The organism is Streptomyces sp. WELS2 (assembly GCF_013870595.1).
Taxonomy (GTDB): Bacteria; Actinomycetota; Actinomycetes; order Streptomycetales; family Streptomycetaceae; genus Streptomyces.
In genome coordinates, this window is record NZ_JACBWZ010000010.1 from 12,916 (window position 1) to 28,210 (window position 15,295).

Here is a 15,295-nt window from a genome sequence, read left to right on the forward strand (position 1 = left end):
GGGCACACTACGTTTGCGGCGGTTGCTGTTCCACCGAGAGGAAACCCCTCATGACCGCCGCCGACAGCGCACCGATCACAGCCCACATCCTCACCGGCTATCGCCCGGAGGACGGCTTCATGGCCGTGGGGCTGAACCCGCCCCCCGCCGAGTACGTCTGGCACGACGAAGAGGCCGAGCAGCAAGAGGAACGGGACGGCCCGGGCGTGGGATACCACCAGTGGCTGGCCATCGACGCGCAGAGCGGCGCGGTCTGGTTCGGGGACGTCGACTGGCGAGCCTCGCGCGAGGACCTGGAACACCAGCTCCCCGGTGCCCCGCGCAGCGCACTCGGCGAGGGGGCGCTGCCGGCCCCCGGCGTTCTCGTGCACCTGCTGACCCACCTTGCGCACGACGAACGGCGCGGCTACTCCTGGCGCTTCTTCACCGCCGAGGAGTTGCATGCGCTCGCGCTGCGCATACTGCCCGCCGTACAGCGGCTCGTGGACTCGATCCACCGTACGGGTCCGGCCGGCGAACTGGAGTGGTCCGCCGAGGCCGCCACCGCCTGGGACGACATCGAGCAGGCGACCACCTACACCTTCGCCCCCTCCGGAGACGTCGTCTGGCCCAGGCTCCAGATGAGCCCGGTCCCCGCGTGGCGGGTCGAGGTCGGCGCGTTCCTCGCGAGAAACCCCGACTTGTGCGACCCGTCCTGGGCAGTGGCCACCGACGCGGAACTGGAGGCTTACGCCGACTACCGGCCCGACTCGGGCTACGGCGGTGTCCCGGGGCGGATGTGCCGCGCCGCCGACCGGCAGATCGAGGACGGTTTCACCTTCTACGGCCATCGCGCCGCCCTGTACGCCTATCGCGCCACGGCGTGCGGCGACCGTTCCCCGACGGAGGCCCGCACCTGGTTCGAGACGACAGAGGCCGGCAGGAGCACCTGGGAGGCGGCCAAACCTCCCGGAGCCACGCTCGCCGATGTGCCGGACTGCGTGCTGGCGGCCCTGGCCGAACGCTTCCAGAACGCCGCGCACGAGGAGGGGTTGGTGCTGACCGGTCTCCCCGCCTATCTGCAGCGGTTGCGTGCCGACGAACGGGCCGCCGTCGACCGGCAGCTCGTCTACGAAGGCGAGGAGGTCGAACGCCTCGAAGGCATGCTCAAGGACCTCCGCACCGCGCGGAACCGCACCGTGACCCGGATCCTGGCGTGGGCCGACGGCCGCGACGACGTGGAGATAGCCCGCCTGGCCTCGATCCCCCCTGACTACGTCCGTGACTGGCGGGTCCGCCTGACCACCGAACAGGCCACGGCGACGCACTAGATGTATTGACCCGCAGGGTTGTTGACGCGGGTGATGGGCGGGTGGCCGCCTAGTGCGGTGTGGCAGCGGTGATGGTTGTAGGTGTGGAGGAAGCTTGCCAGGGCTTCGGTCCGCTCGGTGTTCGAGGTGTAGGGCCGCAGGTAGGCCCATTCGTCGAGCAGGGTGCGGTTGAAGCGTTCGACCTTGCCGTTGGTCTGGGGCCGGTAGGCCTGGGTCAGCTTGCCGGTTGCCTGGAGGTCGGCGAGTGCGTTCCTCCAGGCCAGGCCCTTGCGGTAGGCCCAGGCGTTGTCGGTCAGGACCCGCTCGATCCGGTCGATGCCCTGGCTGCGGAAGAAGGCGGCCGCGCGGGTCAGGAAGCCCGCGCAGGTCGCGACTTTCTCGTCGGGGTGGATCTCGCTGTAGGCCAGGCGGGAGTGATCGTCGACGGCGGAGTGGACGTAGTCGAAGCCCATGCCGCGGATCGGGCGGCCGGCCTCGCGGCCGTTGGTCTTGTGGCCGCCGCCGTCGGGGATCCGGCCCAGCTTCTTCACGTCCACGTGGATCAGCTCGCCGGGTCGCTCACGCTCGTAACGGCGGATCACGGTGCCGGTCGGCCGGTCGATCCAGGCCAGCCGGTTCAGGCGGTGGCGGGTCAGGATCCGGTGCACGGTCGAGGTGGGCAGGCCCACGATCGGGCCGATCCGGGCCGGGCCGAGCTTGCGGCCCTGCCGCAGGTCGCAGACGCGGTCTTCCACCGCGGACGCGGTCCGGTGCGGCGTCGTGTGAGGTCGGCTGGAGCGGTCGTGCAGTCCCGCCTCGCCCTCGGTCCGCCACCGGCGGATCCATTTGTGGGCGGTGGCCCGGGAGATGCCCATCTCGGCGGCCACGTGAGCGACCGGACGGCCCGAGCGGACACGTTCGACCAACAGCCTCCTACCGAAGACGGTCAGCCGGGCATTACGGTGGGACACGAAGACCTCCGTGCGGTGAGTTCCTAGACAGCTCCCACCACACCGGAGGTCTTCGCCATGTTCAAGACCCCAGCCGTGTCAACAACGCTCGTGATCAATACAACTAGACCGTGTCCTACGTGGTGGGGCGGGCGAGGCGTTTGTAGCAGCACAGGGCGGCCGCCAGGGGGGCGCAGCCAGCGGTGGCCGATGGACTACGCCTCATTCTTCCTGCGGCACGAGAAGTGCTTGGGCAGTCCTTCAGGTCCTGGAAGGCTTGCGGGCTCACCGCAGCCGAAGCCGCGGAGCGGGATCGCTTGACCCGACGCGTCGACTGGAACCTTGGCGGCCTCGGGGTTCCTGGGGCGGCACTCAAGGGCGATTGTGCTGCTGCCACGATTTTGCTCCGCTTCAGCCCACATCTCCGACCGCACGATCCCCCGTGCACCTGTCGCGCCGGGTCCCCCTGCCGTACGGGTGGCCGGCGCTCCTTGCCGTCCAGGGCGGATCCGTTTGCCTCGAGGTACTGCTGCCGACTGCTGTGCGAGGAGAGGATCGCAACCACGGGGGTTGCCCCTATGCCTTTGGTCAAGGGAAACGGGGTGCGTTGGGTCGGGGAGCCGGGCAGCATGGCGGGGTGGCTGATTTGCTGTGGGATGACGTGAGTTCCTTCTTCGACCCGGACTTGATGGGGTCGTTGCCGGACGTGCGCGTCCCGGATGCCTCGGTGCGGGACTGGCAGGCGGTCCTCGATCTTGTCGTGGAGAAGGGCTGGAAGTGCCGGTACTCCGAGGGAGAGACAGTGCTTCCGGTTCCTCGGGCGGAGGCCGTGCTGGGCCGCCCGGCGGACGCCGAGTGCCCGAACCTGCGGGTCTGGCCGACTGCCGATGTGCTGGCGATCTTCCGGTTCCATGCCGACGACGAAGTCGACTTCGACGTCGACCTGCGGGAGCTGCAGGGCCAGGATCGGCTTGATGTGTTCTGCGGCTTCCTGCGAGAGATCGGAAGGCGGCTGGATAAGCCCGTGCTGATGGACCCGGAAGGCCACTATGGCCATCCGGTGCTCGGCTTTGATGTCGAGGCCGATCGAGTCGTTCTCCTCGCAGACCCGTAGGTCAGGTGGCTGAGGCAGACGGCTGCGGTTCGTGAAAGGTTCCGTCGCGGAGCATTGCGAAGAGGACGTAGGCCCTGCGTCCGGCGAGGCAGAGCAGGGCTTGGGGTGCGGTGCTTGCCCTGGGCGATTTTCTTGTCGTAGCAGGCCCGGGAGGCCGGGGCGCAGAGAGCGGCGAACGCGGAGAGGAAGAAAGCCCGTCTGAGCTGCTTGTTTCCTCTCCTGGAGGGCTGTTCGCCGCGGATCGACGACCCGGAACTGCGGGTTGCGGGGCGAGTCCGGCGTAGGCGGCGAGGTGGCCGGCGGTCGGGAAGGTGCTGCCGTCGCCGACCTCGATCAGGATGCGGGCTCCGATCCTGACGCGTAGCTCCTCGATCCGCCCGGCCAGCAGATTGCGCTGGTCAAGCGGCCGTGGCGTCTGGATGATGCACCAGCTGTGCGACCTGGTCGAGATGCGCGCCCCACCGTCGGGCCTGATCGTGCGCATGCACCTGGCGCTGGACTGAGCGGTGCGCCGTGACGGACACGTCGTCCTGACCCCATCCTGCTCCACACCGATCCCCACCAGCGACGGGCGGTTGCCGGGCGCCGGCCTGGACGTGGAGCGCCAGGACGCCGAATAAGCCCGGCAGGCAACGGACGCCTCGAGTACGGCGGCACCCTGACTCGCGAATCCGCCCTGTTGGACGGCAACCCGCGCCGCGAACCACAGCGCCGCCAGAAGGCGTCTTGCCTGGATCATGAGCGCACGCCGTCACGCCCGGGAGGCCATGGCGAGCCTCTGGCGGGTCGGCGCGATCAGCTCGGTTCGGCAGAGGGGTTGTGAGTGCTGTCGTGGGCCGCCTGCTGCACCCCGGTCGGCTCACCGCTCCCGCCGCCGGCGGGAGCGCGGGTGATCGAGCCGTGCTCGCCTGTGCTGGTGAACAGGCCGGCGGCCATGGAGGCGACTGCTTCGGCGGCGGTGGCATGGACCGGCAGGACTGCGTCGACACCCGTGAGGACGAGCATCCGCATCAGGCGGTCGGGGACGTCGGCGAGTCCGAGTGCACCGCCTGCCGCCTGCGCGGTGTGCCAGAGGCCGATGAGCGCGCTCAGACCGGCGGAGTCACAGAAGCGGACCTGTGACAGGTCCAGAACCAGGTGCGGGCACCCTTGCTGGATGATTCCCGAGGCTTCACGGCGAAGGTTGTCCGCGGTGTGCGTGTCCACGTCCCCGGCGACTGTGGCGATCGCGAGGCCGGGGCGGGGTTGCCGGACGGTCAGCTGCAGTGTGTCGGTCACGTCGGTCATCACTCCTGGCCGAAGTGTTCGGGCGCGGCGGCGGTGTGGGCGGTGGCGGCGACACCACCGTCGGGTGTGGTGTGAGGGTGGGGGACGGACAGGGCCAGCAGAGCGACGTCGTCACCGGCTCCGTCGGGCAGCGAGGCGAGCAGGGTGATGCTGTCCTCGACCAGGGAGGTGGCGGTGACGGGCTCGGTGCGCTGGTGGAGGAAGCCGGTCAGGCCGTCGTCACCGAGCATGGTGCCTTCGGTGTTACGGGATTCGGTCAGCCCGTCGGTGTAGAGGAACAGGCTCTCCCCGGGCGTCAGCGAGAACGTGGCCTGGGCGAAGGGCGCTTGGGGAAAGGCGCCGACGAGCATCCCGCCCTGGGGGCGTACGGTTCGCACCCAGACGGCGCCGCTGTCGTCGGGGCGCAGGTGGTACGCCGGCGGGTGGCCGCCGGTGGCGACGGTGACGGTGAAGCCGCCGGCCTCCCGGGGCTCCAGGAGGCCGAAGAGGACGGTGCAAAAGCGGCGGCCGGCGGTGACGTCGGTGAGCAGCACGGTGTTGAGCGCGCTCAGCACCGTGACGGGATCGGCGTTGATCTGGGCCGCGGCGCGCAAGGTGTGGCGGGCCAGGGCGGTGACGGTCGCCGCCTCGGGCCCTTTGCCGCACACGTCACCGAGGAAGAACGCCCACCGGTCACCGTCGAGGGGGAAGACGTCGTAGAAGTCGCCGCCCACGTCGTGGACCGAGGCGGTGCGGTAGTGGCAGGCCAGTTCCAGGCCCGGTACCACGGGAAGGGCCGGGGGCAGCAGGGTGCGCTGGAGGGTGGAGGCGAACGCGGCGATGGCGGCCCTGTCCTGCTCCGCCTTCTCCCGCGCTGCCCGTTCCGCCTCGGCCCGCGCCCGTTCCGCCTCGGCATGCCGCTTCTCCGCCTCCCGGCGGGCCTGCTCGTCGCGCAGGGCGCGCAGCGCCGACAGCCGCAGCTCCATTTCGTCCAGCACGATCGCGGCGAGATCGGCAAGAGTGGCGGTGTCCTCCTCGGTGATCGAGCGCGGCCGGGTGTCGAGGACGTTGACCGTGCCCAGCCGGTGCCCATCCGGAGTGATGATCGGTGCGGCGGCGTAGAAGCGCACCCCCATCTCTCCGGCGACCAGCGGATTGTCCGCCGCGATGGGGTCCTTGAGGGTGTCGGGGATGACCATCGTGTCATCGCGCAGGATCGCCGAGCCGCACAGGCCCGGATCACGACCGATCTCCGCGACACCCTCCAGGCCGTGGGCGGCCTTGAACCAGATGCGATCGGTATCCACGATTGTGACGGTCGCCACCGGCACATCGAAGAGTCGGGCGGCCATCGCCGCCACGCGGTCGAACGCCCCGTCGGGGGGAGTGTCGAGGATGTCGTAGCGGCGCACCGCCGCGATACGGGCCGCCTCCACATCCGGGTCGGGGACCAGCTCGGGGCGGCGGCGCCCGGGAGCCGGGTCGGTGGCCGATGCCTGCTGCGTCATCGGCTTTCCTCTCCGTCGATGGCTGCCGCCGTGACGGCACGAACCGACGCAGCCTAAATCGACCACATGCCCGAACACCAATTCCGCCGCGGCCGAGAAGCGGCCGTGCACCTGTACCCGCTGCAGCGCGAGGTCCCCGGCGCTCGCGCCCGAGAGGCCGCTGGGCGTGGACGCGAGCCCTATGGCCAGGCTGGTCGCCGAAGCCTCCCGTGTCATGGGCCTGACCGTCGGCGTGACGCTCGTTGCCGCTCCGCGACGGGTGGCCGAGGCATTCGCCGTACCGGAAAACCGGACAGAGTGGCCGAGGTGGCTCAGGAGATCCTGAGCCTGGCGGACACCATCGCAAGCCCGTACCAACGGCGCTGGGTCACGTATGCCACCGCCGGTGCGCTCCTCGCGGCGGGCGATATCGACGCGGTGCTCGATCTGGAGGCTGGCCTGCCGGAGGACGGGGGGGCGACGATGTCCTCGCCGGCGTCGTGGAAAAGCTCGTGGCCGCCGGAGATCTGGCCACGGCAGAGCAGATCACCGACTGGCAGGGAGACGAGCACGCCATCGGCTACCTCGCGGCGGGCGCCGCAGCCACGGGGGACGTCGCCCGTGCCGCCGCGCTGCTGGGGGAGATCAGCCACCCTGTCGTGCGTGCGGCGGCCACTCCGGCCCGTCCAGGATCAGCACGGTGTCCTTGCGGAACCGCTTGCGCTGCTGGAGGGCGAGCGCGGGCCCGAGGTGGTCGATGACGCGGTCAACACCGACTTGGACACCCAGACAAACGAAAGGCTGTCCGCCGTATGGCCGGAGGCGGGCGGTCAGGGCGACGCGGATCATGAACCGCGCCCGGCTTCGCGGGGTTCCTGGCCCGTGATCCGCGGCCTTCGGCCCGGGTGCGCTCCACGGACGTGTGCCGGAGTGCACTGTCGTGCCAGCACGCGTGCGCGCACGAGCAAGTGGTCCGGCGCGAGTTGACTACTGTCACACGGGAAGGACCAACGCGAAGAGGCTGCCCGGGGAGGCGGCCGTGCCCGGCTCACAGACGCAGACGTCTGCACCATAGCCACTCACGCAAAGCCCTGCGTTTCCTGCCTTCGCTCTGACTCGGAGCCGGCGAACGGCCCGAATGCCCGTGGAATGGAGAAGGATTTATTGTGCTGTCAACTCGTCCGGAATCACACCGCAGTTGGCGCGCGGCCATCACCGCGCTCCTGGGAAGTCTCCTGCTGCTGGTCGGAATACCGGGGCCCGCGCAGGCCGCCGAGACGGACTGGATCAATTTCGGCGGTGATGCCAGGACGTACTCCGCCGTCTACTCGGTGACGATCGGCGGAGCGACCTACGATGTCGGCCGGGGCGTCGACAACAACGTCTGGTTCCGCTACAACGGCGGAAGCTGGCGGCCGCTCGGCGGGGACAACTCGACCCGGACCACGTCTCCGCCACGCATCGTCGAATGGCCGCCCGGGCGCGCGACGGTCTTCGTCAGGGGCCTGGACGGCGAGATCTGGTACAGCCAGGTGAACAGCGGGTCCGCCAATTTCTGGGAACCGTGGACCCGGCTTCCGGCCGGCGCCAGGGCGATCGGCAGCCCTCTGGTCTCCTCGACGGTCTCGGGAACGGGCGGTCTCTTCATCCAAGTGCCCAACGAGTACCGGGTCATCAGTTACGCCTTCATGTATCACCGCAATGGGGTCGTGGAGCCGCCCCGCGGCTGGACTGTGGACAACCATGCGATCCTCTCCTCGGACTACCCGGACATCGAAGGGGACAGCCAGATTGCCGTCTACGGGACGGAGCGCTACGAAAGGGTGTACCGCAGCTTCGTCACCGGGACGGACAGTCACGTCTGGCGAGTGACGACGACCACGAGTGGCGCGGTCAGCAGCGTGACACAGGTGAACGGGGGAGCTGTCTGCGAGAGCGGCGTGGCAGCGGCACGTCTGGGCAACCAGACCGACGTGGTCAGTCCCGGACAGGCGGGGTACGCCAATCAGCAACGTGTGCTGATCGCTTGTGTCGGGACCGATGGTTACGTCTGGGAGAGCACGTCCTCCGATGGCGGTCTCAGCTTTGACGGATGGCGACGCCCCGCGGGCACTCCCGCGCCGTCCCACACCACGCCGGCGGTCAATGCCACGGCTACCTCATGGATTCTCACTCTCAACTGGAATGCCGCTCTGAGCTCGGCGTTCCCTGACAACTCGGTCATCGCGAAGCGCATCAGTTAAGACGGAGATTTGTAGAGCACCCGGTTCCAGACGGTCTATGGGAGTTGTTCCGACGGGTTGTGCCGCCGACGGTCGTGCAGCGGCCGCGGGGTGGTGGCTGTCGGCGGGCCGGCGATCGGGAGGTTCTGGCGGCGATCGTGTTCGTTGCCACGTCGGGCTGCACCTGGCGCCGGCTCCCCCGGTCTTCGGGCCCGTTGGCAGACGGTCTACCGTCGGTTTGCCCATTGGGGCCGGGATCGGGGGTGGGCCCGGTTGTACCGAGTCATCCTTGACGAGCCTGGTGGCCAGGGCGAGTTGGACCGGTCCCGGTGCGCTATCGACCCGGTGAGCGTCGGCGCCGTCAAAGGGGGCCACTGACGGGACCGAATCCGACCGCCAGGGGTAGGAACGGGTCGAAGATTCATCTGATCTGCGACCGCAACGGCTCTGCCGATCTGCATGGGGACAAGGGCTATGGCTACGACCACCCGTGGAAAGAACACTTTCTTGGCTTTACTGCGATCGAGGTCATACTCATCTGCCTGCGGCGTCAGGGTGTCAGCGTCTGCCAGGTGACCGACGACGCCGTCGTCTGGAACCGGCTCGCCGCCTTGCTGCCGGAGGCCGAAGCCCGGGAAGTCAAAGACTGCTGGGACATCGGAGAGCAGCAGGCGGGGCTTGGCCTGCTCGTCTCCGGCATCCTCGGCCACCAGGTGCCGATCAGTGAGACGGTCCGGGCCCGGATCTCCGTACTCGCAGAGATCTGGGGCGAGCGGGAGGCCCTCACAGCCCGGATCCTTCAGTGCCGTGTCGAAGGCACACCGGGCCCCTTGAAGTTGGTCGAAGGCGACGGAAGCACCGTCCCCGAGGCAATGGACATGGCCGAGGACCTGGCCGGTCTCGCCCTTGCCCCCTGGATCACCTGTACGAGACGCGGCCAGGTCCTCATGCGCGCCCATGCCCGAGAAAGCTGGGTTATCTCTCCCACCCGGCGCGGCACTACGTCATCACGACGCCGAACCGGGCCACCGTCCTGCGACTGTTCCCTGTCGACTCCGCCGGCAGGGCCTTCGCTGTCCTCCAGCGCGAGTGTTCAGACGCACCATGGGTGTTCTCCGTGGCTCAGGCAGCTCTTCTCTCTGCGCCGGGGTGCTCGGCCCGAACGGCAAGGTGTTCGCGGGAGGTGACGAGAATGGCGAGGCACGCCACGGAGAGCCCCCGTGGACGGTAGCCGAGTCGGTGGCGTTCAGCCCTGATGCAGGACGCTCGTCAGCGCGGGCACCGGCACTCTGCGCTTGCGGGACAGGGCCACTCCTCAGCAACGTGCCTGTCTCTCCAGCGACTCGGGAATGCCGTCGGAGGTGGTGTTCGGCCCGGACGGCGGCGCGCTGGTGAGAGCAGCACCCGTCGGCGACGGCGCTCTCGACGGCACGGGAGGCTTGAGCGACATACGCGTATGGGATGCGGCGCTTCCCGGTCCGCCGACCGGGTACGGCCATTGCCTCCCAGCGCCCGTGCAGTGGCCCCACACCGCACAGTCGCGGACGGGAAAGGCGGCGGCTCACCCCGGGGCCGCACGAGGGCACTGAGGGACCAGCACCGCCGCACGTACGGACAAGGAGCACCGCCCGAGCCGCGCCTACATTTCGGCATCCACACAGCTCGCCGGAACGAAGAGGCGCCCATGCAGTTCGGAATCTTCTCGGTGGGGGACGTCACCCCCGACCCGACCAACAGCCGTACCCCCTCGGAGCACGAGCGCATCAAGGCGATGGTCACCATCGCGCTCAAGGCGGAGGAGGTCGGACTGGACGTCTTCGCCACCGGTGAGCACCACAACCCGCCGTTCGTGCCGTCGTCGCCGACCACGATGCTCGGCTACATCGCGGCCCGCACCGAGAAGCTGATCCTCTCCACGGCCACGACACTGATCACCACCAACGACCCGGTGAAGATCGCCGAGGACTACGCGACGCTCCAGCACCTGGCCGGCGGCCGGGTGGACCTGATGACGGGCCGGGGCAACACCGGGCCGGTGTACCCGTGGTTCGGTCAGGACATCCGGCAGGGCATCAACCTCGCCAAGGAGAACTACGCGCTGCTGCGCCGGCTGTGGCGCGAGGACGTCGTCGACTGGGAGGGGACGTTCCGCACTCCCCTGCAGGGTTTCACGTCCACTCCCCGCCCGCTGGACGGCGTACCCCCGTTCGTGTGGCACGGCTCGATCCGCTCGCCCGAGATCGCGGAACAGGCCGCCTTCTACGGCGACGGCTTCTTCCACAACAACATCTTCTGGCCTGCCGACCACACGCGACGGATGGTGCAGCTGTACCGGCGCAGGTACGCCCACCACGGGCACGGCACCCCGGAGCAGGCGATCGTCGGACTGGGCGGCCAGGTGTTCATGCGGAAGAACTCCCAGGACGCGGTACGGGAGTTCCGCCCGTACTTCGACAACGCGCCGGTCTACGGCCACGGGCCGTCCCTGGAGGACTTCACCGAGCAGACCCCGCTCACCGTGGGCTCCCCGCAGCAGGTCATCGAGCGGACGCTGTCCTTCCGCGAGACCGTCGGCGACTACCAGCGGCAGCTGTTCCTGATGGACCACGCGGGCCTGCCGCTGAAGACCGTCCTGGAACAGCTCGACATCCTCGGCGAGGAGGTCGTACCGGTGCTGCGCAAGGAGTTCGCGATCGGCCGCCCGGCCGACGTGCCGGACGCGCCCACCCACGAGTCGCTGCGGACCGCGCTGGAGGTGGCCGCGTGAAGCTCGTCGCCGTCTCGGCGGGGCTGAGCACCCCGTCGTCCACCCGTCTGCTCGCCGACCGGCTCGCCGAGTCGGCCCGCGCCGACCTGGCCGCCGAGGGCCACGATGTGCGGACCGAGGTCATCGAGCTGCGCGAGCTGGCCGTCGCCGTCGCCAACCACCTCGTGACCGGTTTCCCGCCGCCCCAGCTGGCGTCCGCGATCGACGCGGTGACGGGCGCGCACGGCCTGATCGCGGTGACGCCCGTGTTCACTGCCTCCTACAGCGGGCTGTTCAAGTCCTTCTTCGACCTCGTCGACCCGGACGCCCTCACCGGCACGCCGGTCCTGATCGCGGCGACGGGAGGGACGGCCCGCCACTCCCTGGTCCTGGAGCACGCGCTGCGCCCGCTCTTCGCCTACCTGCGAGCCGGTGTGGTCCCCACCGCGGTGTACGCGGCGTCCGAGGACTGGGGGTCCGGCGGCGGCGACTACACCGAGGGCCTGCCCGCGCGCATCCAGCGGGCGGCCGGTGAACTGGCCGTCGCCATGGCGGCCCGCCCGGTGCCGGAGACGATGCCCGACGACGAGGTCACCGCCCTCGAACGGCAGCTCTCCGACCTGCGCTTCGACTGAGGCCCCGCGGTCCCCCGTATCTCCGCCCCGTGCCCCGGATCTAGTGCGTTCACTCGATGCGTCACCCCGTGCCCCGCTGGCACGGTATCCGCAGCGCACACCGGCTGAAGGGCGGAGATCATGTCGGACGTATCGGTGAAGGGGACGGGGAAGCAGCCCGCGGGCATCTTCTACACCACGGACGGGGTGCCCAGGGAGCGAAGACGGACCTACTGGCGCGACGCCGTGGCCCACACCTTCGGAGCCGTGGACGTCAAGATCGCCGAGGAGGTGTTCTCCGGCACGATCCATGCGTCACCGACGGGCCGGACACGGGGCGTCACGGTGGACAGCGAAGCCCTGCAGACCGTGCGCACCCCGCGCCTCATCGCGGGGTCCACAGGCGACGACCACGTGGTCGTGATGCTGCTGAGCAGCGGGCTCGCCCGGGTCGAGCAGGACGCGCGCGACGCGTATGTCGAGCCCGGGCAGCTCTTCGTCTACGACCGGGCGCGTCCCATGCGGCTGACCTTCCCCGACACCTTCCAGACGAAGGCCCTCGTCCTGCCCCGGCACCTCCTGAATCTGAGGGAGTCGGACCTGCGCCGGATCACGGCGTCTCCCCTCGACTCCACGACGCCCCTCGGCGACCTGCTGTCCCCCTTCCTGTCCCGGCTCGTGGACACCGCGGGCGCGTATCCGCAGCACGTCGGCGACCTGATCACCCGTAACGTCCTGGACCTGCTCACGGTGCTGGCCGACGAGCGACGCGGCGGTGACACCACGGGCACACCGAGCGCCGCCCGCGTGCTGCTGATGCGGGTCCAGGCGTACATCGACCGTCACCTGGCGGACCCCGACCTCGCCCCGGAGGCCATCGCCCGGGCCAACCAGATCTCCCTGCGCTACCTGTACAGCCTCTTCCAGAACGAGGGCACCACCGTCCGCCGGTGGATCCAGGGCCGCCGGCTGGAACAGTGCCGACGCGAGCTGGCCCGCCGGGACGCGGCGAACCGGACCATCGCCGCGGTGGGCCGACGGTGGGGCTTCGTCAGCGCCGCCCACTTCAGCCGGGCGTTCCGGGCCGCCTACGGGATGTCCCCCGTCGAGTGGCGGGCCTCCGCGGCACTCGAGCGTCGTACGCACACACCCCCACAGGGCGCCTAGAGCCACCGCACGGCCCTGGACGCACCCCCGGGTATGCACTGAGCTGCGGTTCTTGCGATAGTGGACACGCGGAGCGCCGTCCGCGCCCCGGCCGCCCCACCCGGACAGGGGGGAACGGCGAAGGGCGACAGTGCCGCTCCGCATGGCCTGGACCGGAGGCGGTCGGCGAGTGCGGACAGAGGGGCGTGGGTGGAGCGGTCGGACGGGTCGCTGTCCCGGCGCGGTCTGCGTGGCCGAGAGGCCGAACTCGAGCAGCTGCGCGCTGTGCTCACCTCGGTCGTCCGCACCGGAAGCGGCGCGCTGGTCCTGCTCCGGGGGGAGCCGGGCATCGGCAAGACCGCGCTGCTCGGCGAGGTCGTCACCACGGCCGGTGCGGCGGGCTTCTCGGTCGGTCTGGGCAAGGCCGACGAACTGCACCACATCGTCCCGCTCTCCTCGCTGGCGGCCTGCCTCCTGTACGGCGACCGGCCACTGCTGTCCAGTGACGCGTTCGCCGACCTCACCCGCCACCACGACCAGCGGATCTGGCTGGTCGAGCGCGTGGCGGAAGCGATCGAGACCAGGGCGGCCGAGACGCCCGTGCTGATCGCCCTGGACGATGTGCAGTGGGCCGACCCACTGAGCAGATTCGCCCTGAAACAGCTCCCGACACGCCTGCGGACATCGCCGGTTCTGTGGGCGCTCACCGGGCGGCAGGATCCCGCCGGCCCGGCGCAGGAGATCGTCGCGGTGGCCAAGGGCGGGCTCCCGTCGGTCATCGTGCCCCTGGGACCGCTCTCCGGCACGGCGATCGGCCAGCTGGCCGACGACACCCTGGGCGCGGCCGTCGACGACCGGGTACGGCAACTGCTCGACGGAGCCGGCGGGAACCCGTTCCTGGCGGTCGAGATGCTCACGGGACTGGGGACCACCGGCCCGTCGGGGGAGCCCGTGCCCGAGGGGCTCGTGGTGGGCGTGCGCGGCAGGCTCAGGTCACTCGAACCCAGCACCCTGCGCTTCCTGCAGATGGGAGCGGTGCTGGGACGCAGGTTCGGCTTCCACGACGCCGCCGCGCTCTACGGCCGACCGTCCGCCGGTCTGCTCGCGGAGCTGGAGCAGGCGGTGCGCGCCGGGCTCCTGGACGACGACGGCGAACAGCTGGTCTTCCGGCACGACCTGCTGCGCCAGGCCGTCTACGTGGACATCCCGCCGTCGGCCCGCAAGGCTCTGCACCGGGAGGCCGCGGCACACCTGGTCGCGGCCGGGCACCGGCCGATCGACGCGGTGTCGCACATACTCCGGGGCGCCCGGGCCGGAGACGACGAAGCGGTGACGCTGCTGCGGCAGGCCGCCGACGACGTCCTGCCGGTCACGCCGGGTCTCGCGGCCGACCTGATGACGCGCGCCCTGGAACTGGTGCCTCCCGGACGGCCGTTGTGGTACGACACCGGTGTGCAGGCGATCGTCTGTCTGACCCGGGCCGGCCGGAACCGCGAGGCGCTGGAGACCGGCGACCGGCTGCTGGCCACCCGGCCGCCTCTGGAGACGTTCGGCCGGATCCAGGCCGCTCTCGGCGGGACGCTCTGGAACCTGGACGTCGCCGAGGAGTTGCGCCGCCGCGCCGAGACAGCCCTCGCGCTCGGCGGTGCCGCCCCGGAGGTCGAGGCGCGGCTCACCGCCCTGCGTGCGCTGGCCCTCTCCCGGGGCGGGGATCTCGGCGCGGCACTGGAGGCCGGCGAGAACGCCCTGCGTGCGGCCATCGCGACCGGTGACCGGGAGGCACGCGTGCTGGCCCTGTCCGGCCTGGGGGAGAGCGCTCTGAACGCCGGTGAGAACGCCGTCGCGCTGGAACGCTTCAGTGCGCTCAGCGCCGTCGAGCCCGCCTTCCTTCCCGAGGAGATCGTCGCGCACCAGCACATGGACGACTTCGAGACCGGCCGGCGGCAGCTGCTGCGGGCGGCGGACCACGGCGGCTCGGTGCCGCAGACCATGCTGCTGTGGGCACAGGCCTCGCAGCATCTGGGGCTGGGCGACCTCGACGACGCGGAGTCCGACCTGGTCACCATGGAACGCCTGGAGAACGACGTACACATCTGCGTCCAGCAGGTGAACGCCCGGGTGATCCGCTCCTGGATCGCCCTGCTGCGCGGCGACCGGGAAGCGGCGCGGCACCAGCTGACCGCCGCGCGGGAACGACGCGCGACCAAACCGAACCCCGGCAACACGGCGGCGGTGCGTTTCCTGGAGGCGCTCATCGCCGACGACGAGGGGAACACCGCGCTCGCCCTCGACAGGATCCGGCAGGTGCAGCAGGAAGGTCCTTTCATGCGCTGGCGGCTGCTGCGCACCTGGGTCGACTCCGCGATACGCATGGCCCTCGGCGGCGCGGACCGGGCGCTGGCCGAGGATCTGGCCGCACAGGCCGAGGCACACGGCGCGAGGGGACCGTGAACTTCTGGTG

At 70.2% G+C, this 15,295-nt stretch carries 12 protein-coding genes and 3 pseudogenes; 10 read left to right on the forward strand and 5 right to left on the reverse strand.

All coding sequences use genetic code 11. From position 1 onward, the window contains the following. Window positions 1–50: 50 nt before the first annotated feature. Window positions 51–1,310: a hypothetical protein gene (locus H5J33_RS01470; RefSeq protein WP_181792933.1), complete on the forward strand. Its 1,260-nt coding sequence runs from the start codon at window positions 51–53 to the stop codon at window positions 1,308–1,310. Here H5J33_RS01470 and H5J33_RS01475 read toward each other — a convergent pair. Further along, the gene (locus H5J33_RS01475; RefSeq protein WP_181792935.1) at window positions 1,307–2,260 is read right to left on the reverse strand and encodes an IS481 family transposase; all 954 of its coding nucleotides are present in this window, start codon (window positions 2,258–2,260) and stop codon (window positions 1,307–1,309) included. The genes H5J33_RS01470 and H5J33_RS01475 overlap by 4 nt on opposite strands. A 616-nt stretch (window positions 2,261–2,876) precedes the next feature. Between H5J33_RS01475 and H5J33_RS01480 the strand changes: the two genes are divergently transcribed. Continuing rightward, complete coding sequence (locus tag H5J33_RS01480) at window positions 2,877–3,353, forward strand: hypothetical protein (RefSeq protein WP_181792937.1); 477 nt, start codon at window positions 2,877–2,879, stop codon at window positions 3,351–3,353. Here H5J33_RS01480 and H5J33_RS01485 read toward each other — a convergent pair. Continuing rightward, window positions 3,287–3,741: pseudogene (locus H5J33_RS01485) on the reverse strand (transposase). The gene H5J33_RS01480 and the pseudogene H5J33_RS01485 sit on opposite strands and share 67 nt — an antisense overlap. On the opposite strand from H5J33_RS01485, the gene H5J33_RS01490 reads away from it, so the two are divergent. Then, window positions 3,692–3,856 carry a hypothetical protein gene (locus H5J33_RS01490; RefSeq protein WP_181792952.1) on the forward strand — a complete coding sequence of 55 codons (165 nt, stop codon included), beginning with the start codon at window positions 3,692–3,694 and terminating at the stop codon, window positions 3,854–3,856. The pseudogene H5J33_RS01485 and the gene H5J33_RS01490 overlap by 50 nt on opposite strands. Window positions 3,857–4,148: 292 nt before the next feature. On the opposite strand, the gene H5J33_RS01495 is transcribed toward H5J33_RS01490, so the two are convergent. From H5J33_RS01495 to H5J33_RS01505, 3 genes and pseudogenes are all read right to left on the reverse strand, one after another. Then, window positions 4,149–4,631, reverse strand: a complete 483-nt coding sequence (locus H5J33_RS01495; RefSeq protein WP_309485287.1) for an STAS domain-containing protein — start codon at window positions 4,629–4,631, stop codon at window positions 4,149–4,151. Between the two features lie 8 nt (window positions 4,632–4,639). Next, window positions 4,640–6,127 (reverse strand): PP2C family protein-serine/threonine phosphatase, encoded by a 1,488-nt coding sequence (locus H5J33_RS01500; RefSeq protein ID WP_181792940.1) that lies wholly within the window; start codon window positions 6,125–6,127, stop codon window positions 4,640–4,642. Between the two features lie 660 nt (window positions 6,128–6,787). Further along, window positions 6,788–6,871: pseudogene (locus tag H5J33_RS01505) on the reverse strand (IS5/IS1182 family transposase); the annotation flags it as partial. A gap of 401 nt (window positions 6,872–7,272) precedes the next feature. Between H5J33_RS01505 and H5J33_RS01510 the strand changes: the two are divergent. From H5J33_RS01510 to H5J33_RS01535, 7 genes and pseudogenes are all read left to right on the forward strand, one after another. Next, window positions 7,273–8,349, forward strand: coding sequence for a hypothetical protein (locus tag H5J33_RS01510; RefSeq protein ID WP_181792942.1), 1,077 nt, complete (start codon window positions 7,273–7,275; stop codon window positions 8,347–8,349). Window positions 8,350–8,387: 38 nt separating this feature from the next. Then, window positions 8,388–8,621, forward strand: a pseudogene (locus H5J33_RS38570) (transposase); the annotation flags it as partial. A gap of 36 nt (window positions 8,622–8,657) precedes the next feature. Further along, the gene (locus tag H5J33_RS38575; RefSeq protein ID WP_399552739.1) at window positions 8,658–9,515 is read left to right on the forward strand and encodes a hypothetical protein; all 858 of its coding nucleotides are present in this window, start codon (window positions 8,658–8,660) and stop codon (window positions 9,513–9,515) included. Between the two features lie 497 nt (window positions 9,516–10,012). Then, on the forward strand, window positions 10,013–11,095 hold the full coding sequence (locus H5J33_RS37015; RefSeq protein WP_181792944.1) for an LLM class flavin-dependent oxidoreductase: 1,083 nt from the start codon (window positions 10,013–10,015) through the stop codon (window positions 11,093–11,095). Beyond that, window positions 11,092–11,709 carry an FMN reductase gene (locus tag H5J33_RS37020; RefSeq protein WP_181792946.1) on the forward strand — a complete coding sequence of 206 codons (618 nt, stop codon included), beginning with the start codon at window positions 11,092–11,094 and terminating at the stop codon, window positions 11,707–11,709. The genes H5J33_RS37015 and H5J33_RS37020 overlap by 4 nt, the downstream gene beginning before the upstream one ends. A 120-nt stretch (window positions 11,710–11,829) precedes the next feature. After that, window positions 11,830–12,855, forward strand: a complete 1,026-nt coding sequence (locus tag H5J33_RS01530) for a helix-turn-helix domain-containing protein (RefSeq protein ID WP_181792948.1) — start codon at window positions 11,830–11,832, stop codon at window positions 12,853–12,855. A 189-nt stretch (window positions 12,856–13,044) separates the two neighbouring features. Further along, window positions 13,045–15,285: an AAA family ATPase gene (locus H5J33_RS01535; RefSeq protein ID WP_181792950.1), complete on the forward strand. Its 2,241-nt coding sequence runs from the start codon at window positions 13,045–13,047 to the stop codon at window positions 15,283–15,285. The last annotated feature ends 10 nt before the right edge of the window (window positions 15,286–15,295 follow it).